The organism is Salipaludibacillus keqinensis (assembly GCF_003226325.1).
GTDB classification, from domain to species: domain Bacteria; phylum Bacillota; class Bacilli; order Bacillales; family Salisediminibacteriaceae; genus Salipaludibacillus; species Salipaludibacillus keqinensis.
This window is the reverse complement of sequence record NZ_PDOD01000002.1, coordinates 192,679-216,466: the sequence shown is the minus strand read 5'-3', so window position 1 is coordinate 216,466 and position 23,788 is coordinate 192,679. Positions and strand designations below refer to the sequence as shown.

At 38.7% G+C, this 23,788-nt stretch carries 24 protein-coding genes; all 24 read left to right on the top strand.

Features of this window, described 5'->3' with window-relative positions:
- Window positions 1-55: 55 nt before the first annotated feature.
- The 24 genes from rplS (at window position 56) to fliJ (ending at window position 23,778) form a co-directional block, all read left to right on the top strand.
- Complete coding sequence (gene rplS / locus CR194_RS08205) at window positions 56-406, top strand: 50S ribosomal protein L19 (RefSeq protein ID WP_110609197.1); 351 nt, start codon at window positions 56-58, stop codon at window positions 404-406.
- 524 nt (window positions 407-930) lie between these two features.
- Window positions 931-1,476, top strand: a complete 546-nt coding sequence (gene lepB, locus CR194_RS08200) for a signal peptidase I (protein WP_110609196.1) — start codon at window positions 931-933, stop codon at window positions 1,474-1,476.
- 12 nt (window positions 1,477-1,488) lie between these two features.
- Complete coding sequence (ylqF, locus tag CR194_RS08195; RefSeq protein ID WP_110609195.1) at window positions 1,489-2,331, top strand: ribosome biogenesis GTPase YlqF; 843 nt, start codon at window positions 1,489-1,491, stop codon at window positions 2,329-2,331.
- 207 nt (window positions 2,332-2,538) lie between these two features.
- The gene (locus CR194_RS08190) at window positions 2,539-3,309 is read left to right on the top strand and encodes a ribonuclease HII (protein ID WP_110609194.1); all 771 of its coding nucleotides are present in this window, start codon (window positions 2,539-2,541) and stop codon (window positions 3,307-3,309) included.
- Between the two features lie 39 nt (window positions 3,310-3,348).
- Window positions 3,349-5,100 carry a hypothetical protein gene (locus tag CR194_RS08185; protein WP_110609193.1) on the top strand — a complete coding sequence of 584 codons (1,752 nt, stop codon included), beginning with the start codon at window positions 3,349-3,351 and terminating at the stop codon, window positions 5,098-5,100.
- Window positions 5,097-5,402, top strand: a complete 306-nt coding sequence (locus CR194_RS08180; RefSeq protein WP_110609192.1) for an EscU/YscU/HrcU family type III secretion system export apparatus switch protein — start codon at window positions 5,097-5,099, stop codon at window positions 5,400-5,402. The genes CR194_RS08185 and CR194_RS08180 overlap by 4 nt, the downstream gene beginning before the upstream one ends.
- Before the next feature lie 162 nt (window positions 5,403-5,564).
- On the top strand, window positions 5,565-5,759 hold the full coding sequence (locus tag CR194_RS08175) for a hypothetical protein (protein ID WP_110609191.1): 195 nt from the start codon (window positions 5,565-5,567) through the stop codon (window positions 5,757-5,759).
- 292 nt (window positions 5,760-6,051) lie between these two features.
- Entirely contained in the window at window positions 6,052-6,828 is a 777-nt protein-coding gene (locus CR194_RS08170) for an alpha/beta fold hydrolase (RefSeq protein ID WP_110609190.1), read from the top strand.
- Between the two features lie 265 nt (window positions 6,829-7,093).
- Entirely contained in the window at window positions 7,094-8,257 is a 1,164-nt protein-coding gene (gene sucC / locus CR194_RS08165; protein WP_110609189.1) for an ADP-forming succinate--CoA ligase subunit beta, read from the top strand.
- A 16-nt stretch (window positions 8,258-8,273) separates the two neighbouring features.
- A complete protein-coding gene (sucD, locus tag CR194_RS08160) occupies window positions 8,274-9,182 on the top strand; it encodes a succinate--CoA ligase subunit alpha (protein WP_110609188.1) in 909 nt (302 codons plus the stop codon).
- Between the two features lie 70 nt (window positions 9,183-9,252).
- Entirely contained in the window at window positions 9,253-10,134 is an 882-nt protein-coding gene (gene dprA, locus CR194_RS08155) for a DNA-processing protein DprA (protein WP_233254282.1), read from the top strand.
- Window positions 10,135-10,392: 258 nt separating this feature from the next.
- The gene (topA, locus tag CR194_RS08150) at window positions 10,393-12,465 is read left to right on the top strand and encodes a type I DNA topoisomerase (RefSeq protein ID WP_110609187.1); all 2,073 of its coding nucleotides are present in this window, start codon (window positions 10,393-10,395) and stop codon (window positions 12,463-12,465) included.
- A gap of 260 nt (window positions 12,466-12,725) precedes the next feature.
- Window positions 12,726-13,622, top strand: a complete 897-nt coding sequence (xerC, locus tag CR194_RS08145) for a tyrosine recombinase XerC (protein WP_110609186.1) — start codon at window positions 12,726-12,728, stop codon at window positions 13,620-13,622.
- 25 nt (window positions 13,623-13,647) lie between these two features.
- Window positions 13,648-14,196: an ATP-dependent protease subunit HslV gene (hslV, locus tag CR194_RS08140; RefSeq protein WP_233254281.1), complete on the top strand. Its 549-nt coding sequence runs from the start codon at window positions 13,648-13,650 to the stop codon at window positions 14,194-14,196.
- 53 nt (window positions 14,197-14,249) lie between these two features.
- On the top strand, window positions 14,250-15,650 hold the full coding sequence (hslU, locus tag CR194_RS08135; protein ID WP_110609184.1) for an ATP-dependent protease ATPase subunit HslU: 1,401 nt from the start codon (window positions 14,250-14,252) through the stop codon (window positions 15,648-15,650).
- A 14-nt stretch (window positions 15,651-15,664) separates the two neighbouring features.
- On the top strand, window positions 15,665-16,441 hold the full coding sequence (codY, locus tag CR194_RS08130) for a GTP-sensing pleiotropic transcriptional regulator CodY (protein WP_110609183.1): 777 nt from the start codon (window positions 15,665-15,667) through the stop codon (window positions 16,439-16,441).
- Between the two features lie 457 nt (window positions 16,442-16,898).
- The gene (gene flgB, locus CR194_RS08125; protein WP_110609182.1) at window positions 16,899-17,303 is read left to right on the top strand and encodes a flagellar basal body rod protein FlgB; all 405 of its coding nucleotides are present in this window, start codon (window positions 16,899-16,901) and stop codon (window positions 17,301-17,303) included.
- A 7-nt stretch (window positions 17,304-17,310) separates the two neighbouring features.
- Window positions 17,311-17,766: a flagellar basal body rod protein FlgC gene (gene flgC, locus CR194_RS08120; RefSeq protein WP_110609181.1), complete on the top strand. Its 456-nt coding sequence runs from the start codon at window positions 17,311-17,313 to the stop codon at window positions 17,764-17,766.
- A gap of 17 nt (window positions 17,767-17,783) precedes the next feature.
- Window positions 17,784-18,092: a flagellar hook-basal body complex protein FliE gene (gene fliE, locus CR194_RS08115; RefSeq protein WP_110609180.1), complete on the top strand. Its 309-nt coding sequence runs from the start codon at window positions 17,784-17,786 to the stop codon at window positions 18,090-18,092.
- 522 nt (window positions 18,093-18,614) lie between these two features.
- Window positions 18,615-20,201, top strand: coding sequence for a flagellar basal-body MS-ring/collar protein FliF (gene fliF, locus CR194_RS08110; protein ID WP_110609179.1), 1,587 nt, complete (start codon window positions 18,615-18,617; stop codon window positions 20,199-20,201).
- A 15-nt stretch (window positions 20,202-20,216) separates the two neighbouring features.
- Window positions 20,217-21,227 carry a flagellar motor switch protein FliG gene (fliG, locus tag CR194_RS08105; RefSeq protein WP_110609178.1) on the top strand — a complete coding sequence of 337 codons (1,011 nt, stop codon included), beginning with the start codon at window positions 20,217-20,219 and terminating at the stop codon, window positions 21,225-21,227.
- On the top strand, window positions 21,220-22,035 hold the full coding sequence (gene fliH, locus CR194_RS08100) for a flagellar assembly protein FliH (RefSeq protein ID WP_158282207.1): 816 nt from the start codon (window positions 21,220-21,222) through the stop codon (window positions 22,033-22,035). The genes fliG and fliH overlap by 8 nt, the downstream gene beginning before the upstream one ends.
- Window positions 22,022-23,344, top strand: a complete 1,323-nt coding sequence (gene fliI, locus CR194_RS08095) for a flagellar protein export ATPase FliI (protein ID WP_110609176.1) — start codon at window positions 22,022-22,024, stop codon at window positions 23,342-23,344. The genes fliH and fliI overlap by 14 nt, the downstream gene beginning before the upstream one ends.
- On the top strand, window positions 23,341-23,778 hold the full coding sequence (gene fliJ, locus CR194_RS08090) for a flagellar export protein FliJ (RefSeq protein ID WP_110609175.1): 438 nt from the start codon (window positions 23,341-23,343) through the stop codon (window positions 23,776-23,778). Before fliI ends, fliJ begins: the two co-directional genes overlap by 4 nt.
- Window positions 23,779-23,788: the final 10 nt, after the last annotated feature.

The window sequence follows — 23,788 nt, the reverse complement described above, 5'->3', positions numbered from 1 at the left end:
GTTCCGCTGTCCATTTTGAGACATGAAGATCTGTAGGGAAGGAGGCGAACAGACAATGGAACAAATCATTCGTGATATTACTAAAGAGCAATTGAAAACTGATCTTCCTGATTTTCGTCCAGGAGACACTCTTCGCGTACACGCTAAGGTCGTTGAGGGTACTCGTGAACGTATCCAGGTGTTCGAAGGTGTTGTCATTAAGCGCCGCGGAACTGGAATCAGCGAAACATTCACTGTTCGTAAGATATCTTACGGCGTTGGTGTTGAACGTACATTCCCTGTACACTCACCACGTGTTGACAAGATCGAAGTATCTCGTCGCGGTAGAGTACGTCGTGCGAAGCTTTACTACTTGCGTGCACTTCGCGGTAAAGCAGCCCGTATTAAAGAGCGCGCTTGGAAGTAATTTTCCCTGCAAGCTAGTTGCATAGCGACAATCAGCGTTTTAAAAGGACGCTTCTCTGTTATGAGAAGCGTCCTTTTTATTGTATTTAGTAAAAAAACTGTGAAGCTGACTAAGGGAAATGTCACTTAGGAGGATTATTCGCATCTTTTAGAGTGGATGTTCCCTTATAAAAGTAAAGTTACGTCATATAGAACATTAGTTAGTTCATATAGAAGTGAAGTTCCTTCGTATAGATTCTAAGTTAGTTCGTATAGAACGTCAGTTAATTCATATAGATCCGAAGTTACGCCATATAGCAGAAGGATTCGTTCATATAACATTATTCAACAATTTTTTCGCAAAAACCCACGCGCCCGGAGAGACTCACACAATCACTTTTTGGTGGTGTCTCACAAATGATTGGATGTATATCGTCAACGTCTGGACATTTAATGAAGAAATTGTGGTAAAATGAGAATCGGTTCATCATGCAAGATGACTTAAGAGACGGACTATTTACATATTGGCTAAAGGATGGATGTTGAATGGCAAAATCAGAATCTTGGGAATGGGTAAAAGCCGTGGCAGTCGCTTTGATCTTGGCGGTTGTTATACGTTACTTTTTCTTTGCACCAATTGTAGTGGATGGACAATCTATGATGCCGACACTAGGTCACAATGACCGTATGATAGTGAATAAAATAGGCTACAATATTTCCGAACCAGACCGTTTCGATATTATTGTCTTCCATGCTCCTCAAAATAAAGACTACATCAAGCGGGTGATTGGTCTTCCAGGGGATACGGTTCACTATGAGGACGACGTGTTATATATCAATGATGAAGAGTATGAGGAACCATATTTAGATGATTTCAAAGCTGAAGCAGCAAACCGACCGTTCACTGGTGATTTTCATCTATCTGACGTTACAGGCTACGATACGATCCCTGAAGGACACGTATTTGTATTAGGAGATAATCGTCAACATAGTAAAGATAGTCGTCATATAGGGGTTATTCCTTATGATGAAGTGGTTGGAAAAGCAAACTTTGTATTCTGGCCTGTTCAAGATGTACGGCTTGTAGATTAGGAGGAAATTCGTATGACAATTCAGTGGTATCCAGGTCATATGGCAAAAGCAAAAAGACAAGTACTGGAGAAGCTTAAACTCATTGACGTAGTAATAGAAGTGGTCGATGCAAGGATTCCGTTATCATCAAGAAATCCTATGGTAGACGAGATTACGTCACATAAACCTAGACTTGTTCTATTAAATAAATCTGATTTAGCTGATCAGGCAGTGACAGATAAATGGGTGACATATTTTGAAGATAAAGGCTGGGCTAGTCTTGTCATTGATGCACAAAGAGGCAAAGGCATGAAGGAGATTCCTCTTAAAGTGAAAGAATTGTGTAAACCTCTTTTAGATAAATTTGCTGCAAAAGGAATGAACCCTAGGGCTTTGCGAGCACTCATTTTAGGGATTCCTAACGTAGGGAAGTCGACTGTTATTAATAGAATAGCTAATAAAAAAATAACAAAAATCGGTGACCGACCAGGCGTAACGAAGAGCCAGCAGTGGATCAAAGTCGGTAAAGAAATAGAATTGTTGGACACTCCGGGAATTTTATGGCCTAAATTTGAAGATCAAGATGTCGGTTTTCGTTTAGCATTAACCGGTGCGATCAAAGAGGAGATTTTCGACTTTCAAGAAACGGTTGTCTTTTTATTGGACTATCTGAAAAAAAACTATCCTGAAAAGCTGAAGAATCGTTACAATTTAACTGAACTGCCTGAAGAAGTAGGAGAGCTTTTTGATGCGATTGGAAAACGACGGGGGTGTCTTGTACCTGGAGGCATTGTCGATTACGATCGTGTGGCAGAAATTGTGTTTAGAGATTTCCGGCAAGGGAAGTTAGGGACTATTAGTTTAGAGCGGCCCTAACACACTTTAAAGATAGAAGATACGCAATCATGCGTGTCTTTTCTTTTTGAGCAGGTCCAATAGAGCTCTTTCATGTAAAAGTGTATGGAAGCATGCTAACCAGCTGAATAAGGGAGTATTGATCACTGAACAAATAAAAACGAACAATAAATTAGATTGAAATACACGACAAGTATTCCGATAATACATGTAGGCAGGGGAAAATGAATGAAAAAAAGAACAATAAAAGAGATTAATGAACTAATGGCATCTATATCCAAGGAAGAAGATCCTCTTTTCCAAGAAATTCTTGAAGACGAAAGAAAAGGTGTTCATCAAATCATTGAACGATGGCATAAAAGTCAGCAAAAACAACAGCTGTTGGAAAAACAATTTAATGACATGTCAGTCTACGAACAAGAAGCACGCAGTTTTGGGTATCAAAAGATTGCAGGGATCGATGAAGTAGGAAGAGGACCGCTTGCAGGTCCGGTCGTTGCAGCGTGTGTGGTTCTTCCAGAAGACTTCAAGTTACTAGGTTTGACGGACTCGAAAAAACTTTCAAAAGGCCAGCGGGACCTTTTTTATGACGAAATTATGTATAGAGCGTTAGCTGTCGGAATTGGAGAAGCGACGGCAAAAGAGATAGATCACCTAAATATATACCAAGCATCAAAGAAAGCCATGATGAGAGCTATAGACGATTTGCATGGGATTTCACCAGATCATTTATTAGTTGATGCGATGGAGCTTCCTGTAGATGTATCACAACTCAGTTTAATAAAAGGGGATGCTAAATCGATCTCCATCGCTGCCAGCTCCGTGATTGCCAAGGTAACTCGTGATCGTTATATGGAAAAATTACATAGTAAGTATCCGGAGTATCATTTTGACAAACATATGGGATACGGCACAAAAGTGCATTTAGAGGCGATGAAAGAGTTTGGTATTCTTGAAGATCATCGAAAGTCCTTTGCACCTGTAAAAGCTTATTTGTAAAGGAAATGCCATCATGCTGTGTGAAAGGGGGAAGGGACAATGTTTGAAACAAAAATGCTACAAAGTATGATTCGAGGTCTCGATCCTGTTCATGCTAAAACCATTAAACTAAGCCCAGGTCAAGTTTTTCAAGGAACGATTACTCAACTTTATCCGGGGCAATTAGCTCAGCTTAAAATGGGAAATATGACATTAACAGCCAGGTTAGAAGCTCAATTAGAAAAAGGTCAACAATATTGGTTTCGAGTGATGGCAGGGGAGGGGATCCCTAAAATAAAGGTGATGGAAAATGTCCCTCCTGCACAAGTGTCAGGCAACCAAGGAGTGACCAATGCTCAAACTATCCTTCAACAGATGGGAATTTCCTCTTTAGGAGCCCATGAAAGGCTTTTATCACAACTTAATCAATCAGGCTTACCTTTTACAAAAGCGAATCTCACAGACGGAGCAAGACTACTTCAGCAGTCGACTCTGCCATCACAATCATCATTAGATTTAATTACGAGCATGATTCAGAGAAACATGCCTCTTACACAGGCAACGTTTCAGTCTCTTGCTTCTCTCCAGTCCAATGAAAGTATGTCTGAGACGATGTCCAAGCTTCTCATCCAGTTACGGGGAGCTAATCAGCAAACGCAACCCGTGCAGCAATTACTGTCGCAAATGTTAAATCAATCGGATCCGTTGAGGCAAGGGACGGCCTTGCAAACTCTTTTGCAGCAGATGAACTCAACTCAGCCACAGATGCAAGAACAAGCTCTTCAAACAGCAAGGCAAATTGGGATTATTCCTCAAAATACAAATGATCAACAGGTTTTTGAACAATTTAAGACATCCATTTTACGCCCGGAAAATCAAGAAATGATTCGTCAAATCTGGCCACAGCTTTTTCAGAACAGTTCAGGTAGTCATTTGCAAGAAATGAATCCTAGAGGTTTATTTTCAATGTTAATAAACAACGTAAAATGGGATCAGCCGTTAGTAGCTCAACAGCTTACTCAACTAATCAATTCTCAAGCTTCACCTAATCAGGTGACGACGCAATTAGATCAATGGTTATCAACTCAGCCTACGGATTCGTCGCGGGCTCTTTGGACGCTAGTGAATGAAGCTAGATCTGACTCTTCCTTTTTATTAGGGGGCAGTAAAGAAGACTCTCCTTTACGAATGTTTATGCAACAATTAGGCATGCAATACGAATCAGATATCCGTTCAGGATCAGGAGCTCAAGATTCAGCTCAGCGAGCAGCATCATTAAAATCAGCCCTTCTCTTGCTTCTTCAGCATCCTCAAGGGTTAACACAAGGAGTTAGAGAGCAGGCGGAATTCCTATTGCAACGAATTACAGGGTTTCAATTAGTATCTTCAGAACAACATGGGCCTGTTCAACATACGCTTTTTCAAGTGCCGATAAAAGTGACAGATAAATATCAAGATATGACTATCCAATGGGAAGGTAGGCAAACAAAGGATGGCTCCATCGACGAGGAACACTGTCGGATCTTGTTTTACCTTACGTTAGAAGCGTTGGAAGATACTGTTGTTGACGTTCAAATACAAAACCGTGTTATGACATTAACCATATATAATGAGAATGAAAGACCTGCGGGTGTTCAAGAAATGTGGATGCCTATATTAACAGAGAATCTTCAAAAGCTAGACTATCGCTTGTCTGCAATTAAATGGAAACAGCCATCAGCTCAAACCGAATCTTCTTCACCTAAGTTTGATCTAGGTAGAGGCTATCAAAAAGATGATTATGGTTACAGAGGGGTGGATGTGAGAATATGAGTCAGCATAACTCGTCTGAACACTTTAAAAGAAACAGCCAAAAACGTGCTGTCGCTTTAGGGTATGATATTAAAAAAGAATCGGCGCCTACAATAAAAGCGAAAGGAAGAGGATTTGTAGCGGATGAAATTCTTCGGCGCGCTGCAGAAAATGACATCCCTATTCAGGAAGATTCCTCCCTTGTAGAAATTCTCTCTCAGCTAGAAACGAATGACCGAATTCCGGAAAATTTATATGAAGTAGTAGCAGAAGTATTTGCTTTCATTTACAAAGTCGATCGAGACCAATTAACTAAAAAATAATCGTTTATTAAAATGATGAAAATAGGAGACCTTAACAGTAACGCTTTGTTCTCTTCACAGCTTAGAACGTTGCTTTGTTTTATAAACAATAGCTACATCTCTAACTTGTTTCAATATGGATAGCATTGACTAGAGCAGAGTTAAATGTAAGGAGGTTGCCCTATGAGAAAAAAATCACCACTAGAAGTTCCTGAAGTAGACAAGTACTTACAGCAGTACAGAGAAGAGATTGCTCACGAATTCGGGATATTTCAATCCCAACAACAGTTAGCGGAAAAATCAAGCATCCACCATGTAACCAATAAAATATTTAAAAAAAAGCAGGAAGCCAACAAAAAAGACAACGATCCATGTTAAACCAATGCTTTCCAGATTTTTTACACTAAGCTCTTTTTTAAAAGAAGCAAATATTCTTAGGAAAGAACTTAACAAGGACTAGACTTGAATGATGTTTTCTCAAGTCTAGTTTTTATCGTTGAAACCTCCTATTTTCTTTAAAATCAGGGTACTTATCTAACCTAATATAGAAATAACTACCTTTGATGCAAATAAGTACTCATTTGTTTCATAGTCTGATATAATCTTTAAATGTTAGTTAAAGGCATAATAGAGCGAAATGTATCACAAGGTCGAGAAAGGGTGTGACATCATGTTGCATTACCGTGAATTTATTATCGATTCTTCTCAACCATGGGTGACGTTCATTCATGGGGCAGGAGGAAATTCAAATACATGGTTCAAACAATTAAAAGAATACAAAAAACATTTCAATGTCTTGTTAATAGATCTTAGAGGTCACGGTAGATCAAGTGAAATTACTTGGAAAAAAGGGGATACTTTCGAGGAAGTAGCAACGGAAGTTATTCACGTCCTTGACCATTTGAAACTTCGATCATCCCATTTTATAGGGATTTCATTAGGGACCATTATCATTCAGACGATTGCTCAAAAATATCCAAACCGGATCGACTCAATGATTTTAGGTGGAGCGATCATCAAATTAAATATTCGAACGAAATTCCTCATCTCTTTAGGAAGCATTAGTAAATATTTTATTCCTTATATGTGGCTATATCGTTTTCTAGCTTGGATTATTATGCCGAAGAGTAACCACCTCGAATCACGAATTGCCTTTGTCAATCAAGCGAAGAAAATGTGCCAAAAGGAGTTTATTCGCTGGTTTACACTGACAAAAGCGTTAAATCCACTTTTAAACAGGTTGCAAAATAACTTCAATCAAATTCCGACACTCTTTGTCATGGGTGATGAAGATTATTTATTTCTTCCTTCGGTTAAGAAATTAGTGGAAGAGAACAAAGACCTATCGTTTCAATGTATTAAAGATTCAGGTCATGTCTGCAATATTGACCAACCAGAATTATTTAATGAAGTAACCATTAATTATATTCAAGATAATACAAGGTAAAAGCACAAGTGATGAAGCACTTGTGCTTTTATTTTTCACCAAAAGATTCATTTCCAAAAAAAAATTGAGGTTTTTGAGTGTATTATTCACAAAATTGTCGGAATGTATAGTAAGATAAATATTGTGTGAAAAGATAACAGGGTGAACCTCTGCTTTTCAACTTTCCTTTTATTAGATTATTTTGTGATAATAAAGGGAACGAGAACCATGCAGTACATAGTACTGTAAAAAAACATATCATTTTGACTCAGTAAGGAGGATGGCTATGAATATCCATGAGTATCAAGGTAAAGAGTTACTAAGAAAGTATGGCGTTGCTGTCCCTGATGGTAAAGTTGCTTATTCAGCTACTGAAGCTGTAGATGCAGCTAAATCTTTAGGAACAGATGTAACCGTTGTCAAGGCCCAAATCCACGCAGGTGGTCGCGGGAACGCAGGTGGAGTGAAAATTGCGAAGAATCTTGATGAGGTTCGTACATATGCAAGCGAGATTTTAGGAAAGACTCTCGTCACGCATCAAACAGGTCCAGAAGGGAAAGTAGTCAATCGTTTGTTAATTGAACAAGGCTGTGATATTCAAAACGAATATTATGTTGGTCTAGTGGTTGACCGAGCAACTTCTCGTATCGTGATGATGGCCTCTGAAGAAGGCGGAACTGAAATTGAAGAAGTGGCTGAGAAAACGCCTGAAAAAATCTTCAAGGAAGTGATTGATCCAGTTACGGGATTAATGCCTTACCAAGCACGAAGATTGGCTTTTAATATCAACATTCCAAAAGAAATGTTGAAAGAAGCTGTGAAATTTATGATGGGACTTTACAAAGTTTTTGAAGCAAAAGATTGTTCAATTGCTGAAATTAACCCATTGGTAACAACGGGAGACGGAAAAGTGATGGCACTGGATGCCAAGTTTAACTTTGATCCTAACGCGTTGTTCCGTCAAAAAGATATTGTTGAATTCCGCGATTTAGATGAAGAAGATGAAAAAGAGATTGAAGCATCTAAATACGATCTAAGCTACATTTCTTTAGAAGGTAATATTGGTTGTATGGTTAATGGTGCTGGTCTTGCCATGTCTACAATGGATATTATTAAACACTATTCAGGTGACCCGGCTAACTTCCTTGACGTTGGCGGCGGTGCTACGAAAGAAAAAGTAACAGCAGCATTTAAAATTATTCTTTCTGACAAAAATGTTAAAGGAATCTACGTGAATATTTTTGGTGGAATTATGAAATGTGACATCATTGCTGAGGGTGTCGTAGCTGCTACGAAAGAAGTTGGCTTAACGATTCCATTAGTTGTTCGTCTTGAAGGAACTAACGTAGATCTAGGCAAGCAAATCCTTGAAGAATCAGGTTTAGATATTACTGCAGCAGATTCCATGGCTGACGGTGCAGAAAAAATAGTATCGCTAGTTAAAGCGTAAGAAAGGCGGGATATGAATGAGCATCTTGATCAATAAAGATACAAAAGTGATTGTTCAGGGAATTACCGGGGCAACTGGTTTATTCCATACGAAACAAGCAGTTGAATATGGTACGAATATTGTTGGAGGTGTCACGCCAGGTAAGGGTGGTACCGAAGTAGAAGGCATCCCTGTATTTAATACAGTAACGGACGCCGTAGCAAAAACAGGAGCCAATGCTTCAGTTGTTTACGTTCCACCTCCGTTCGCAGCGGATGCTATTATGGAGGCAACAGATGCAGGATTAGACTTGGTTATTACGATTACTGAGGGCATTCCTGTTGTTGACATGATTAAAGTGAAACGTTATATGGAAGGAAAGAAAACAAGACTGATTGGACCAAACTGTCCAGGGGTTATTACTCCTGAAGAATGTAAAATTGGTATCATGCCAGGCTACATTCATAAGAAAGGTCACGTCGGTGTTGTATCACGATCTGGTACGCTAACTTACGAAGCTGTTCATCAGCTGTCTACAAATGGAATCGGCCAATCCACAGCGGTTGGAATTGGTGGAGATCCTGTAAACGGCACAGATTTCATCGATGTCCTTAAGCAATTTAATGAGGATCCAGAAACCTATGCGGTTATCATGATTGGTGAAATTGGCGGAACAGCAGAGGAAGAAGCTGCTGAGTGGATTAAAGAAAATATGACGAAACCAGTTGTAGGATTCATTGGTGGTCAAACAGCCCCTCCAGGAAAACGTATGGGCCATGCTGGTGCGATTATTTCTGGTGGTAAAGGAACAGCGGATGAGAAGATTAAGACGTTAAATGCTGCAGGTGTCAAAGTTGCAGAAACTCCAGCTGTTATGGGAGAAACGTTAATTTCCGTATTGAAAGAGACTGATCTTTACGATAAATGTGTAACACATAAAGTATAATACCAATCAGGGTCTGTCTTTATTGACAGGCCCTGAATAATAATTTAATAGAAAGAAGGGAACGTGCCTCGTGTTTATTCCTCGAACGTTTACAGATCGTTTGCTTCACCTTCATTACTCATCTTACGGTAACTATTCCTTTGTAAAGAAATGTTTCGACTATGATCAGAGTTTAGAAACAATCTATTTATTAACTCCTAACCAAATTAAAGACCTCTTTCCGAAAAACACAAACCGTGCGTTGAACATTTTTCGACAAATGAAGGACATTCACGTAGACTATTTAAAGCATGAATTTAATGAACAGAAAATCGATTATCTCCATGTCTTTGATCCCCATTATCCTACTCTGTTAAAAGAAATTTACGACCCTCCGTGGCTTCTCTACTTCAGAGGAGACCTAAACATCTTAAATCAACCTCAGCGCCTTAGTGTCGTTGGTACAAGGCACCCTTCAGAGAACGCTAAAAAAGAAATGTCATCGATCCTTTCACCTATTTTAAAGAAGTCCTATACCGTCGTCAGTGGAATGGCTCTTGGGATTGACGCATTAGCCCATGAACTGGCTCTAGAAAAGAGAGGAAAAACCATTGCTGTACTGGGTTTCGGGTTGAACCAGGTATATCCAGAAAGATTAAGAAATTTAAAGGAAACTCTTGAAACGCAACAACTCGTCATGACTGAATATCCTCCTTATGTTCGTCCCCAAAGATGGCAATTTCCCGAGAGAAATCGAATTATCAGTGGACTGTCCCATGCAACGTTTATTATAGAAGCAAAAGAGAAAAGTGGATCACTGATCACTGCTGATTGTGCACTAGAACAAAACAGAGAAGTCTTCGCTCTTCCTGGGAGAATATCGCAGCTGGAATCAGCAGGAACCAATCGGTTAATTCAGCAAGGAGCAAAAATGATTCTCAAATCAGACGACATTATAGTGGAGTATGAATAACTATAGTACTATGTGTTCTTCCCTTTCTTATGTTATCCTTTAGAAAGTCTAAGTCTTTTAATTTCAAATAAATGAAAAAATTTCTTTTTTAAAATAAATCCGCTTCACATAGCGATTAGAGACAATTGGAATTGGTCTCTTTTCAAGTTGTTTTTCCTTTAAAAGGTTTTATTTATGAAAAGGATGTTTGACAAATGGTAAAAGAGTGTTCAATAATAGGGAAGATTTAATTTACCTCTGAAGGGGAGGAAACAGTGTATGTCCGATTACTTAGTAATCGTGGAATCTCCCGCAAAAGCAAAAACAATTGGAAAATATTTAGGTAAGAAATATGCAGTGAAAGCGTCCATGGGTCACGTGATTGACTTACCCAAAAGTCAAATGGGTGTAGATGTGGAGCAAGATTATTCACCTAAATATATTACGATTCGCGGGAAAGGCCCGATATTAAAAGAATTAAAGCAAGCTGCCAAAAAAGCGAAACGCGTCTATCTCGCAGCCGACCCCGATCGCGAAGGGGAAGCGATTGCTTGGCATTTAGCAGATAGTCTAAATATTGATAAAGATTCCGAGTGCAGAGTGGTGTTCAATGAAATTACGAAACAAGCTATTAAAGATTCATTTAAACATCCCCGTACGATTAATACGAATTTAGTTGATGCTCAGCAAGCTAGAAGAGTCCTTGATCGACTAGTAGGTTACAACATTAGTCCATTATTATGGAAAAAGGTTAAAAAAGGTCTCAGTGCTGGTCGAGTACAATCCGTTGCTGTTAAAATGATTATTGATAGAGAAAATGAAATTAAGGCATTTAAGCCTGAGGAATACTGGTCTATCGAAGCTTCGATGGCAAAAGATTCACAAAAGTTTGAAGCGAAATTCATGACAGTAGATGGAAAGAAAACGGAATTAAAGTCACAAGAAGATGTAGAACGTGTTTTAGGGAGAATAGAAGGAGATCAATTTCATATTGATCAAGTGAAGAAAAAAGAAAGAAAAAGAAACCCAGTTGTTCCCTTTATTACTTCTTCTCTTCAACAAGAAGCAGCGCGAAAACTTAATTTCCGTGCTAAGAAGACGATGATGCTCGCGCAACAACTTTACGAAGGGATCGATCTAGGAAAGTCTGGAACTGTTGGTTTGATTACTTATATGAGAACAGACTCAACGAGACTTTCTGACACCGCTAAGAACGAAGCAAAAGAATATATTGAAACTCACTACGGTAAAGAATATCATCATACGACTGAAGCGAAATCTAAACAAGGGGCTAAAACGCAAGATGCTCACGAAGCTGTCCGCCCTACGTCCGTGATGATGGATCCTAAGTCTATGAAACCGCATTTAAGTCGTGACCAGTACCGATTATATAAATTGATATGGGAACGTATGGTAGCGAGTCAAATGGCTCCAGCGGTCATGGATACGATGGCAGTTGATTTAACGAATAACGGAGTGATGTTTCGAGCAACAGGTTCTAAATTAAAATTCCCTGGTTTTATGAAAGTTTACATTGAAGGAAACGATGACGGGAAAGAAGAGAAAGACCGGCTCCTTCCTGACTTGAAGGAAGGCGAACAAGTTATTTCTGAAAAGATAGATCCTAATCAACACTTCACTCAACCACCTCCTAGATATACTGAAGCGAGGCTTGTTAGAACAATGGAAGAGTTAGGAATTGGTCGCCCCTCAACGTATGCGCCTACACTCGATACCGTCCAACGAAGAGGTTACGTTGCTTTAGAGGATAAACGTTTTGTCCCTACGGAGTTAGGTGGGATCGTTCTCGAATTGATCGAAGAGTTCTTCCCTGAAATTTTAAATGTAGAATTTACAGCGGAAATGGAATCGGATCTTGACTCCATTGAAGATGGAGAAAAGAAATGGGTTCACATCATTGATCGCTTCTACAAAGGCTTTGAAAAACGTCTAAAAACCGCTGAAGAAGAAATGAAGGAAGTCGAAATAAAAGATGAACCTGCTGGTGAAGACTGTGAAAAATGCGGTCATGAAATGGTTTTTAAAATGGGTCGATATGGAAAATTCATGGCTTGTTCCAATTTTCCGAACTGTCGAAATACAAAAGCCATTGTTAAAGATATCGGAGTGAAGTGTCCGAAATGTTCGGAAGGAAATGTCGTTGAACGTAAAAGCAAAAAGCGGCGGATCTTTTATGGATGTGACAGATATCCAGAATGTGAATTTATTTCTTGGGATAAGCCTATTTCCCGGCCGTGTCCGAAGTGTGAAAGCTTATTGGTAGAAAAGAAATCGAAAAAAGGTGTCCATGTTCAATGTACAGAATGCGATTATAAAGAGGAAAGTAATTAATCATCTGCTTATTTAATGGACAGGAGCAGATAGAATCATTTATAGTAAATCTCTCTGAGTAACACTGGGTGCAGTCCACCAACGTTCTTGAGTAGCATGTGCTAAAATGGGCACAATTCAGAATTTTGTGAAAAAAAGGTAAAGTTTATTGAAAGAGCTACTAAACTGTGATAAGATTTAGTAGCTCTTAGCGTTGGTGCAACGAATGATATCAAACTTTCGTAAAATTTCAAGCGATTTTTTCAAAAAAGGTGAAGGACATGTCAAAGACTTGGGTCAAACAGTTCATGGAATATTTACAAATTGAAAAACGCGCATCTGCTCATACAATATTGAACTATCAAAAAGATATTGATGACTTTTGCCAGTTTACAGAGCAGCATTTGAGTAAATCAATCGCTGCTGTTTCGTATGTGGATATTCGTCTTTACTTAACGGAGCTACATAACAAAAGTTATGCAAGAAAAACTGTAGCAAGGAAGATTTCTTCGCTCAGGTCTTTCTGGACGTTTCTTGTTCGAGAAGATTATTTGCCGAAGAACCCATTTCAAATGGTGACGACTCCAAAGCTAGAGAAAAAATTACCATCCTTTTTTTATGAAGATGAAATGCGGACCATTTTTGAATCCATTGATATTGACTCTATTTTAGGTCAGCGCAATCTTGCTCTCGTTGAGGTGCTTTATGGTACCGGCATCCGAGTAAGTGAGTGCGTAGGCTTGAGCATAAACGATTATGACAAAGAATTAGGTACATTATTCATTCAAGGTAAAGGTCGTAAAGAAAGATATGTTCCCGTTGGTAGTTATGCTATGGATGCTTTGAATGTTTATCTTTCTGAAAGTAGACCGAAACTGTTAGAAAAGGCGAAAGATTCAACGAAAGCTATTTTCTTAAGTTATCGAGGATGGAAACTTGAAGCACGCAGTATTAGAAAGATCTTAAACAAGGTCGTAAAAGATGCAGCTGTATCTTCGAGGATGAGTCCTCACGCTTTGCGTCATACATTCGCCACTCATCTTTTAAATGAAGGGGCGGATCTGCGGACGGTCCAAGAGTTACTGGGTCATAGTGACTTGGCCTCGACGCAAGTTTATACTCACGTGACAAAAGATCGTCTTAGAGATGTGTATCGATCATCTCACCCGAGAGCTTAGAGATAGTAAGGAAGGAAGATGCATAGTGGATCAAATCAAAGGCACAACAATCTTTGCGATTCAGCACAATGGCGGGTCTGCCATTGCAGGAGATGGCCAAGTGACTTTCGGAAATGCTGTGGTAATGAAACATTCCGCTAAGAAGGTACGTAGACTCTATAGAGGCAAGGTAATAGCAGGATTTGCTGGCTCTGTGGCAGACGCGTTTACACTTTACGAGAAATTTGAAGGTAAATTAGAAGAATTTGGTGGCAATTTGCAAAGAGCAGCGGTTGAACTTGCAAAAGAGTGGCGCAGTGATCGTGTTCTAAGGAAATTAGAAGCCATGCTTGTAGTTATGGATAAAACGAATTTATATCTCATAGCTGGAACTGGAGAAGTCATTGAACCTGACGACGGCATTCTTGCAATCGGTTCAGGTGGTACGTATGCTTTATCAGCAGGGAGAGCTTTAAAGGAATATGCAGAGCATTTATCAGCTAAAGAAATTGCAGAAGCTAGTCTGAAGACAGCCGCTGATATATGTGTCTATACAAATCACCAAATTATCGTCGAAGAATTGGCCGTTGACTAAGCATACCGAAGATGGAAAGATATACTCTGATTGAATAAGTGAGGGATGATATTATGAGTACTTCGTTAACCCCGAAACAAATCGTTGAAAGATTAGATCAATCGATTGTCGGTCAAACACAAGCCAAGAAATCAGTCGCCATCGCTTTAAGAAATCGTTATCGCAGAAATTTGCTGAATGATGGATTGAAAGAGGAAATTACACCGAAAAACATTTTAATGATTGGTCCTACAGGTGTAGGAAAAACGGAAATCGCTCGGAGACTAGCTAAATTAGTAGGAGCCCCTTTTATTAAAGTAGAAGCGACGAAATTCACTGAAGTAGGTTATGTGGGCCGGGACGTAGAATCGATGGTCCGTGATTTAGTGGAAACGTCCATCCGAATCGTTAGGGAAGAAAAGATGGGCAGTGTAAAGGAACGAGCAGAACAAAATGCAAACCATAGACTAGTGGAATATCTTGTTCCATCCCAAAAGAAAGAATCTTCTTACCGAAATCCGTTTGAAATGCTTTTCCAAGGGAATCAGGAAAGTGAAGAAGATCAAAAGGAAGCGGATTCTGAAGAAACGACAACTCGGGATCGAAGGAGACAAATCGCACAAAAGCTTGCCGCAGGAGAATTGGAAACAGAAGAAGTGAGCATTGAAGTAGATGAACAACAAGCTAATTTCATGGATATGTTCTCAGGATCTGGCATGGAACAAATGGGAATGAATATGCAGGATATGCTCGGTAACATGATGCCTAAAAAGAAGAAGCGTCGAAAGCTTCAAGTCAAAGAAGCTAGAAAAGTATTAACGGACGATGAAGCTCAAAAACTTATTGATATGGATGAAGTCACTCAAGAAGCTGTTTCAAAAGCTGAACAATTGGGAATGATCTTCATTGATGAAATAGACAAAGTCGCAGGAAAAAGTCAGAAGCAGTCAGCAGATATATCAAGAGAAGGCGTTCAACGTGATATCCTGCCAATTGTAGAAGGATCTACGGTCATTACTAAATACGGTCCTGTTAAAACAGATCACATGTTGTTTGTTGCTGCAGGGGCTTTCCATTTCTCGAAACCATCAGATTTAATTCCTGAGCTACAAGGAAGATTTCCTATTCGAGTTGAGTTAAATAGTTTAACAGTAGATGATTTCGTTCGAATTTTAGTTGAACCTAAACATGCTTTGGCAAAGCAATACCAAGCATTATTAGAAGTAGAAGGAATAAAATTGAAATTTTCAGACGATGCTATTCGTAGAATTGCAGAAATTGCTACGGAAGTGAACGAGGAGACAGAAAACATTGGCGCTAGAAGGCTCCATACGATTCTCGAGAAGTTGTTAGAAGATCTTTCTTTCGAAGCATCTGAAATCACGATGGAAGAAATAGTCATTACACCGGCTTATGTAGAAGAAAAACTACAAAATGTAGTGAAAAATCGAGATTTAAGTCAATATATATTATAACAGGAGGAAGAATAATGGATTTATTATCAAAAACAAGAAAGATTAACGAACTATTGCAAAAAAGTGCTGGTCAAGCGGTGAACTTCAAGGATATGGCGGTAACCCTTCGAGATGTCATTGAAGCGAATACATTTATTGTTAGTCGTCGCGGTAAATTACTTGGATATTCAATTAAGCAAGAAATTGAGAATTCTCGAATGAAAAACATGCTTGAAGAAAGACAATTTCCAGAAGAGTATACATCAGGCTTATTTAAAATTGGAGAAACTTCATCTAATTTGGATATAAACAGCGAATTTACTGCATTCCCAGTAGAAAATAAAGACTTATTTGCCAATGGATTAACTACGATTGTCCCTATTCAAGGTGGAGGTCAGCGACTAGGCACACTTATTCTTGCTCGATTAGATGATTCGTTTGATGATGACGACCTTCTTCTTGCAGAGTATGGATCTACAGTAGTAGGTATGGAGATCCTTCACGAGAAAGCGGAAGAGATTGAACAAGAAGCTAGAAGCAAAGCTGTTGTGCAAATGGCAATCAGTTCATTATCTTATAGTGAACTTGAAGCCGTTGATCATATTTTTGAAGAATTAGACGGAAACGAAGGGTTACTAGTTGCTAGTAAAATTGCAGACAGAGTCGGAATCACTCGTTCTGTTATTGTGAATGCTCTTAGGAAACTTGAGAGTGCCGGAGTTATTGAATCGCGCTCTTTAGGAATGAAAGGTACATACATCAAAGTACTTAATGACAAGTTCCTAGTAGAGTTAGAAAAGCACAAGAACTAAACAGAATAACTGTTTCAATATGAAAAGTGTTAAGAAGACTAATCTTTGATTAGTCTTCTTTTTTTCTTTATTTACTCCTGTTGTGGGTTTGATAATCCATTCGCCTATCGAGGCTGGGGAGAGTTATACTTTCATTGCCATTGACTTTTTTTAAAAAATTTGTGTTAAGGTGCACGTAAATTTTAAGTGTGAAATAAATAAAAACATACAGAAAGATGTAAAATTATGATAGTGTATAAAAGGAGAAAAGAAAAATATTGTCATTAAAAGTCGAATGTGGAATATTTAAATGTCGATATGACTATTTCCTTAATTTATTGTAGGTCTATTTCACTGAAGTGAAGTCAATTTCCGAGACTGTTAGACAAATCGTTCTATATTATATAAAATACATCTAGACAGTGGTTAAAAAGGAAGATATTTCTTAGTTTATTTTTTTATATAAAGGGGAATAAGAATGAATTTGATCAACAATTCCACAAATCAATTATTAGAAACTGCTGTATCTTCTTCTATGACGAGACAAAATACCATTTCTCAAAATATAGCGAATGTAGACACGCCAAATTACAAGGCTCAAAAGACGGTGTTTTCTCACGAATTAAATCGTGCTCAAGAAGGCCAGCGACTCAATGCCCATAGACGGGACGATCGTCATGTGGAATTCGGCGGGAGACCATCGAATGATGCTGCCACTGTTATGAAACGGACTAATACGGCATACAACCATAATGGCAACAACGTAGATATAGATCATGAAATGAGCGAGATGGCTAAAAATCAAATTTATTATAATACGTTAGTGGATCGATTGAATGGACGATTTAATAGTGTCAGAACCGTACTTGGCCAAGGGAGGTAGATGAAAAGTGTCAATGTTTCATGGAATGAATGTTTCAGCATCAGCACTTACAGCTCAACGGTTACGTATGGATGTTGTTTCAAGTAATATGTCTAATGCAGATTCTACAAGAGGTAGGTTAGTAGATGGTGAATGGGAACCTTACCGCAGAAAAATGGTCACAATGGAACCCAATCAATCAGGAGGCTTTAAAAGTCATCTTCATAAAGCGATGGGGACAAGTGAGGACATAGGTAAAGGAGTGAAGATTGGAAATATCATTGAGGACCAGTCACCGTTCCAACAAGTTTATCAACCTGAGCACCCTGATGCCAATGAAGAAGGGTATGTCCAATTACCTAATGTCGATCCTTTAAAAGAAATGATCGATTTGATGAGTACAACACGATCGTATGAGGCAAATGTTACAACTCTCGACGCCCATAAGAACATGTTACTGAAAGCACTTGAAATTGGAAGGTAAAAAAAGGGGAGAAAAACATGGATATTAATGCTATTCAACAAATGAATTCTGTTATGAAGCCACACCAAACACAGGCATCGAATCAATCAACGCCGCATGAAGCACAGCAATCATTTAAAACGTGGATGAACAATGCCATTTCAGAAGTGAATGATGCTCAAGTTCATTCTGCAGACATGACAGAAAAAATGGCCAGGGGTGAACAAGTAGATCTTCATGATGTGATGATTGCATCAGAAAAAGCTAGCGTTACCCTTCAAACAACCATTGAAGTAAGAAACAAAGCGATAGAAGCCTACCAGGAAATCATGAGAATGCAAGTATAATCTTTATTTTTAAATAAGCGCTACTTCTTAAATATTGCTAAGTGATCCTTTCAATAAAAACTTAAAAGATCATTTGAAATACAATGTGTTAGAACAAAGTAAATAAATACGTCACCGACTACTTGCTTACTAAAAGCTGTAGTTGTCAATACATATTCAATTTATTCGGAATACATCTATATTTTATGAGGGTTATAATCATTTTATCGGAAAATTAGGTGGATTGTTTACACGAGATGACGAAAAGTAATAACCGATATGTTAAAAACTACATATTCTTCCTAATACCCAAAATGTTCTTTTGGTAAACATAATCAAAAGAAGTTAGGCGTTGTAAGCCGTTTTGCTTATAAGTGGAGGCAGATCAAAAACTAATAGAGTCGCTTTAGGGTAAAGAGTGCTTGATCAAGTTGTTGATACGTACATAGACACTAACAGTGATAAAAGCATGATAGGGAGGGTCACCGTAATGTTTGGTAGAACTCCGAATTTATTTAAAGAAGTGGCAGTGTGGGAGGAAAAATGAACGATAGACTGATTGAATATAAAAATAAAACAACTGAATTTTGGCAATCAAGAACGAAAAATCAAAAAGGGTTGCTAGTAGGATCAATCACACTTATCTTAGTTCTACTCCTGTTGTTTTCCTGGTTTGGTTCTCGTACAAACTATGTTCCCCTATACTCGAATTTGACCATTCAAGAAACAGGTGAAATTAAAGGGACGCTAGACAGTCGTGGGGTATCAAATGAAGTAAGTAGCGATGGAACGTCTATTTTAGTTCCCGAAGCCATGGTGGACGAATTGAAAGTTAGTCTGGCAGCAGAAGGAATTCCTCAAACAGGTAGAATTGATTATTCGACCTTCAGAGATAATATGGGATTTGGTACAACAGATAGTGAATTTGAACTACTTGAAAGAGCTGCAATACAAACATCACTAGAAGATTTGATTCGAAGCGTCGATGGGGTACAAGGATCTCAAGTTATGATTACTTTACCTGAAGAAAGTATTTGGCTTGGTGATGAGCCAGATCAAGCTACAGCGTCCGTTCTCTTAAATATGCAAGCAGGCTACTCTTTAGATGAAAATCAAGTAAGGTCTCTTTATCATTTAGTGGCTCAAAGTGTGCCGAATCTATCTGTTGAAAACATTGTCATTATGGATCAAATGTCTCGTTATTTAGAGCTTAATGACAATCAATCGATGGCTGATTCAACTTTATCTATCTATGAACAACATCGAAACATTCAACGAGATATTGAACGAGACTTGCAAAGAGATTTACAGCAGATGTTAGGAACAATGGTTGGCCCAGATAAAGTACTTGTTTCCATTTCTACGGATGTAGATTTCACTCAAGAGAACAGGCAAGAGGAATTAGTGGAACCCGTAGATGAAGAGAATATGGAAGGTTTAGCCGTGAGTGTCGAGAGAATTACAGAAACCTATGAAGGTGAAGAACTGGCCGAAGGTGGTGTACCTGGAGCGGGAGAGACGGACATACCGAACTTCCCTGGTGCTGTCGGTGCAGGTCAAGGGGACTACGAAAGAATTGAAGAACGAATTAACACCGATGTCAATCGAATTTCAAGAGATATCGTAGAAAGCCCTTATCAAATAAGAGATGTAAGTATTCAAGTGATGGTGGAACCTCCAGATCCTGAAGACCCTAACTCGTTACCTCAAGAACGGTTAAATGATATACAACAAATTTTAAGTCAAATTGTGCGTACATCCATTGATACTGAGCTAACAGCAGAATGGGGTCCAGAAGAACTTGAAGAAAGAGTCACTGTGACTTCACAAGAATTTTTCGGGAAAGTTGAATTTGAAGAACCGGTAACCGGTGCCACTTATTGGTATTATGTCGTTGGAGCATTAGGATTAGGAATTCTTATCTTACTATTCTTGTTATTGAGAAGGCGTCAAGATCGTGATGAGTCAGAAGGAATATCAGTTGAAGAACGGTCACAATATGAACTTCCTCCAATCGATTCGGAACCTGATTCAGAAGAAAAAGCACGAAGAAAACAATTAGAAAAACTAGCCAAAGATAAACCAGAAGAATTTTCAAAACTTGTTCGTACATGGTTATCAGAGGATTAAGAGGGGGAGAAAAGAGTGGCGAAGAGAAAAAATTTAACAGGCAAACAAAAAGCCGCCATCTTACTAATCTCTTTAGGTCCGGATGTATCGGCACAGGTTTATAAACATTTATCTGAAGAAGAGATTGAAAAGCTTACGTTAGAAATAGCAGGGGTCAGAAAAGTAGAACAAGATACAAAAGACGACATCATTGATCAGTTTCACAAACTAGCAATGGCCCAAGAATATATTACTCAAGGTGGTATCGGATACGCCAAAGATGTCCTTGAAAAAGCCCTTGGTTCTGAAGAAGCAATGCATATTATTAATAGACTTACTTCAACACTTCAAGTGAGGCCATTTGATTTTGCAAGAAAAACCGATCCAGTACAAATTTTTAATTTTATTCAAAATGAGCATCCACAAACGATCGCTCTCATTTTATCTTATTTGGACAGTGAACAGTCCGGCCAAATACTCTCTTCTTTACCACAAGAGGTTCAGGCAGATGTAGCGAAAAGAATTGCACTCATGGACAGTACTTCCCCAGAAATAGTCAATGAGGTAGAGAGTATTTTAGAAAGGAAACTTTCGGCATCGGTTACGCAGGATTACACTCAGGCAGGCGGCATAGAATCAGTGGTTGAAGTGTTAAACAGTGTAGATCGAAGTACGGAGAGAACTATTCTCGATGCGCTTGAAATTCAAGATCCTGAACTAGCAGAAGAAATCAAGAAGAGGATGTTCGTCTTTGAAGATATCGTTACATTAGATAACAGATCTATTCAACGAGTGATTAGAGATGTAGAAAATGAAGATTTACAGCTTTCATTGAAAGTAGCAAGTGATGAAGTGAAGGAAATCGTGTTTAATAATATGTCTCAAAGAATGTCTGAAACATTCAAAGAGGAAATGGAATTCATGGGTCCTGTCCGGCTTCGTGATGTAGAAGAAGCCCAAACTAGAATCGTATCGGTGATTCGTCGATTAGAAGAAGCAGGTGAAATCGTGATCGCTCGTGGTGGAGGGGATGATATTATTGTCTAAACTCATTAAATCAACCTTAACGAAGCAATCCACTAGTGGGGAGAAGAAGATTCAACTTCGGACAGTCCATGCCCTTCATCGTACAGAGTTTTCACATGAGGAGCCTGACAGAAGTGAACAACGTACTCAATCGGGAAACAATATTCACTATAAAGATCAAATTCAAACGTTACAGCAAGAACGAGAAGCTTTAGACCAATTAAAGGAATCATTTCAACATGAAGTAAACCAGTGGAAAGCAGACCAAAAAAATCAAAAACAACAATTGGCTGAAGAAGCGGATGTTAGATTAAATCAAGCAGCTGAAGCTGGTTTTAACCAAGGTTATGAAGAGGGTATCGAGCAAGGAATCAAACAGTATAGTGAGATGATCAATCAAGCACACGTCACTGTTACAAGGTCTAAACTTGATTATCACGATAAACTCAACGATTCCCAATCAGTGATGTTAGACCTAGCTTTTGCTGTGGCTGAAAAGATTATTGGCCAGACGTTTCAACAAGATGATCAAGCTTGGTTATCCCTTGTAAAACAAGCGGTCACAGAAGTTAGGGAGCAAGAAGAAGTGAAGATTTATGTGCACCCCACTTGGTATGAGACAACCCTTAAGCACAAGAAAGAGTTGCAAGGGATTGCTCTTCATACACGAGAATTGCTTGTTTTTCCTGATGAATCATTGAATAAGTACGATTGCTTTATAGAAACACCTTATGGACAAGTCAATGCTTCAGTAGACAGTCAATTGAGAGAGCTTAAGAGAGTGTTAGTTGAAAAGCTCAAAGAAGGGACATCGAATGAGTATTCATGAACTACTACCACAAATTAAAGACATCTCTCCGTTTAAGCACTATGGAAAAGTGACTCAAGTTTTGGGTCTGATGATTGAATCGAAAGGTCCCCAAGCTTCAGTAGGAGACTTGTGTTCAATTATAGTAGGGAAGGCTTTTCCTCGGAAGATACTCGCAGAAGTGGTAGGGTTCCGTGATCAAAATGTCTTACTTATGCCTTTTGACCGTGTGGAAGAAATATCACCAGGTAGTTTAGTAGAAACAATGAACCATCCTTTACAAGTAAAAGTAAGTTCAGCGATGATTGGTAGTGTTGTAGACAGTTTAGGGAGGTCCTTTGATGGGAGTGAACTAGAAGGTGGATTTCAATCGTTTTCCACTGACAATCCTCCACCTAATCCGTTAAAACGACCGAGAATTAGTGAACCGCTCAGTTTAGGTGTAAAAGCTATGGATGGTCTCTTTTCTGTTGGTAAAGGACAGCGTATGGGGATATTCGCAGGAAGTGGAGTTGGTAAGAGTACGCTCATGGCTATGATCGCTAAAAATTCAAATGCAGATTTGAATGTTATTGCTTTAATTGGAGAGCGTGGCAGAGAAGTCAGGGACTTTATCGAAAGAGACCTTGGCGATGAAGGCTTAAACAATACGATTGTTGTTGTTGCTACATCTGACCAGCCGGCGTTAATGAGAATTAAAGGAGCAATGACAGCTACGGCCATATGTGAGTATTTTCGAGATCAAGGTCTTAATGTCACCTTGATGATGGATTCCGTGACTAGAGTGGCTATGGCTCAGAGGGAAATAGGTTTGGCTATAGGCGAACCTCCAACAACTAAAGGATATACCCCTTCTGTATTTGCCATATTACCTAGACTGCTTGAACGAAGTGGCATGAATGAATCCGGCTCAATTACAGCTTTTTATACAGTATTAGTCGATGGAGATGATATGAACGAACCAATTGCTGATGCCGTCCGGGGGATCTTGGATGGACACCTTGTCCTAGACAGGAAATTAGCAAATAAAGGTCATTTTCCAGCGATTAATGTTCTAACAAGTATTAGCAGGGTGATGAACGACATTGTTTCTGAGGAACATCAGCAAACAGCTGATTATATCCGCAATATGCTTGCTACATACCATGATTCTGAGGATCTCATTAATATTGGCGTCTATAAGAAAGGCTCCAATAAAGAGGTAGATGAAGCGATCAATATGTATCCGGAGATTATGGCATTTTTGAAACAAGGTCTCAATGAATCAAATGATTTTAGTGAAAATGTAAAGATGATGATTCAACAGTTTGGCAAAGGGGGGCAAGCATGAGCTTTCAATTCACGTTAGAAAAAGTCCTGGAAGTGAAAGATTTTGAGAAAACCGATGCTGAACTTGCTTATACAGAATCTGTAAAACATTTTGAAGGCGTAGCTACGAAACTATACGAATTGCTGAAAAGAAAAGAAGAATTAATCTTAGCGAATGAAAGAAAACTTGAAAAAGGTTTAACTATTTCCATGATTCAACTGAATGAAGAAACGATTAGTTACCTACAAAAAGAGATTGATCATCTTCAAGTAAACACACAAGAAGCAAGAAAGAGGATGAATGAAAAAGAACGTTATTTAACTTTCAAATCGATTGATCTAAAAAAGTATGAAAAAATGAAAGAGATAAAAAAGACGCAATATATTGAAAATGAAAAACGAACCGAACAAAGGTTTCTAGATGAAATCTCTGTTCAACAGTTTGTCAGGCGATGAAATCAGGTGA

Bases quoted from the DNA above. Each gene is read 5' to 3' on its own strand.
- hslU (WP_110609184.1), top strand. From the start codon at position 14,250: ATGAGTACTTCGTTAACCCCGAAACAAATCGTTGAAAGATTAGATCAA.
- flgB (WP_110609182.1), top strand. From the start codon at position 16,899: ATGAATTTGATCAACAATTCCACAAATCAATTATTAGAAACTGCTGTA.
- CR194_RS08170 (WP_110609190.1), top strand. From the start codon at position 6,052: ATGTTGCATTACCGTGAATTTATTATCGATTCTTCTCAACCATGGGTG.
- codY (WP_110609183.1), top strand. From the start codon at position 15,665: ATGGATTTATTATCAAAAACAAGAAAGATTAACGAACTATTGCAAAAA.
- fliF (WP_110609179.1), top strand. From the start codon at position 18,615: ATGAACGATAGACTGATTGAATATAAAAATAAAACAACTGAATTTTGG.
- fliE (WP_110609180.1), top strand. From the start codon at position 17,784: ATGGATATTAATGCTATTCAACAAATGAATTCTGTTATGAAGCCACAC.
- lepB (WP_110609196.1), top strand. From the start codon at position 931: ATGGCAAAATCAGAATCTTGGGAATGGGTAAAAGCCGTGGCAGTCGCT.
- fliJ (WP_110609175.1), top strand. From the start codon at position 23,341: ATGAGCTTTCAATTCACGTTAGAAAAAGTCCTGGAAGTGAAAGATTTT.
- CR194_RS08180 (WP_110609192.1), top strand. From the start codon at position 5,097: ATGAGTCAGCATAACTCGTCTGAACACTTTAAAAGAAACAGCCAAAAA.
- CR194_RS08175 (WP_110609191.1), top strand. From the start codon at position 5,565: ATGAGAAAAAAATCACCACTAGAAGTTCCTGAAGTAGACAAGTACTTA.
- ylqF (WP_110609195.1), top strand. From the start codon at position 1,489: ATGACAATTCAGTGGTATCCAGGTCATATGGCAAAAGCAAAAAGACAA.
- rplS (WP_110609197.1), top strand. From the start codon at position 56: ATGGAACAAATCATTCGTGATATTACTAAAGAGCAATTGAAAACTGAT.
- topA (WP_110609187.1), top strand. From the start codon at position 10,393: ATGTCCGATTACTTAGTAATCGTGGAATCTCCCGCAAAAGCAAAAACA.
- CR194_RS08185 (WP_110609193.1), top strand. From the start codon at position 3,349: ATGTTTGAAACAAAAATGCTACAAAGTATGATTCGAGGTCTCGATCCT.
- sucC (WP_110609189.1), top strand. From the start codon at position 7,094: ATGAATATCCATGAGTATCAAGGTAAAGAGTTACTAAGAAAGTATGGC.
- sucD (WP_110609188.1), top strand. From the start codon at position 8,274: ATGAGCATCTTGATCAATAAAGATACAAAAGTGATTGTTCAGGGAATT.
- fliI (WP_110609176.1), top strand. From the start codon at position 22,022: ATGAGTATTCATGAACTACTACCACAAATTAAAGACATCTCTCCGTTT.
- xerC (WP_110609186.1), top strand. From the start codon at position 12,726: ATGTCAAAGACTTGGGTCAAACAGTTCATGGAATATTTACAAATTGAA.
- CR194_RS08190 (WP_110609194.1), top strand. From the start codon at position 2,539: ATGAAAAAAAGAACAATAAAAGAGATTAATGAACTAATGGCATCTATA.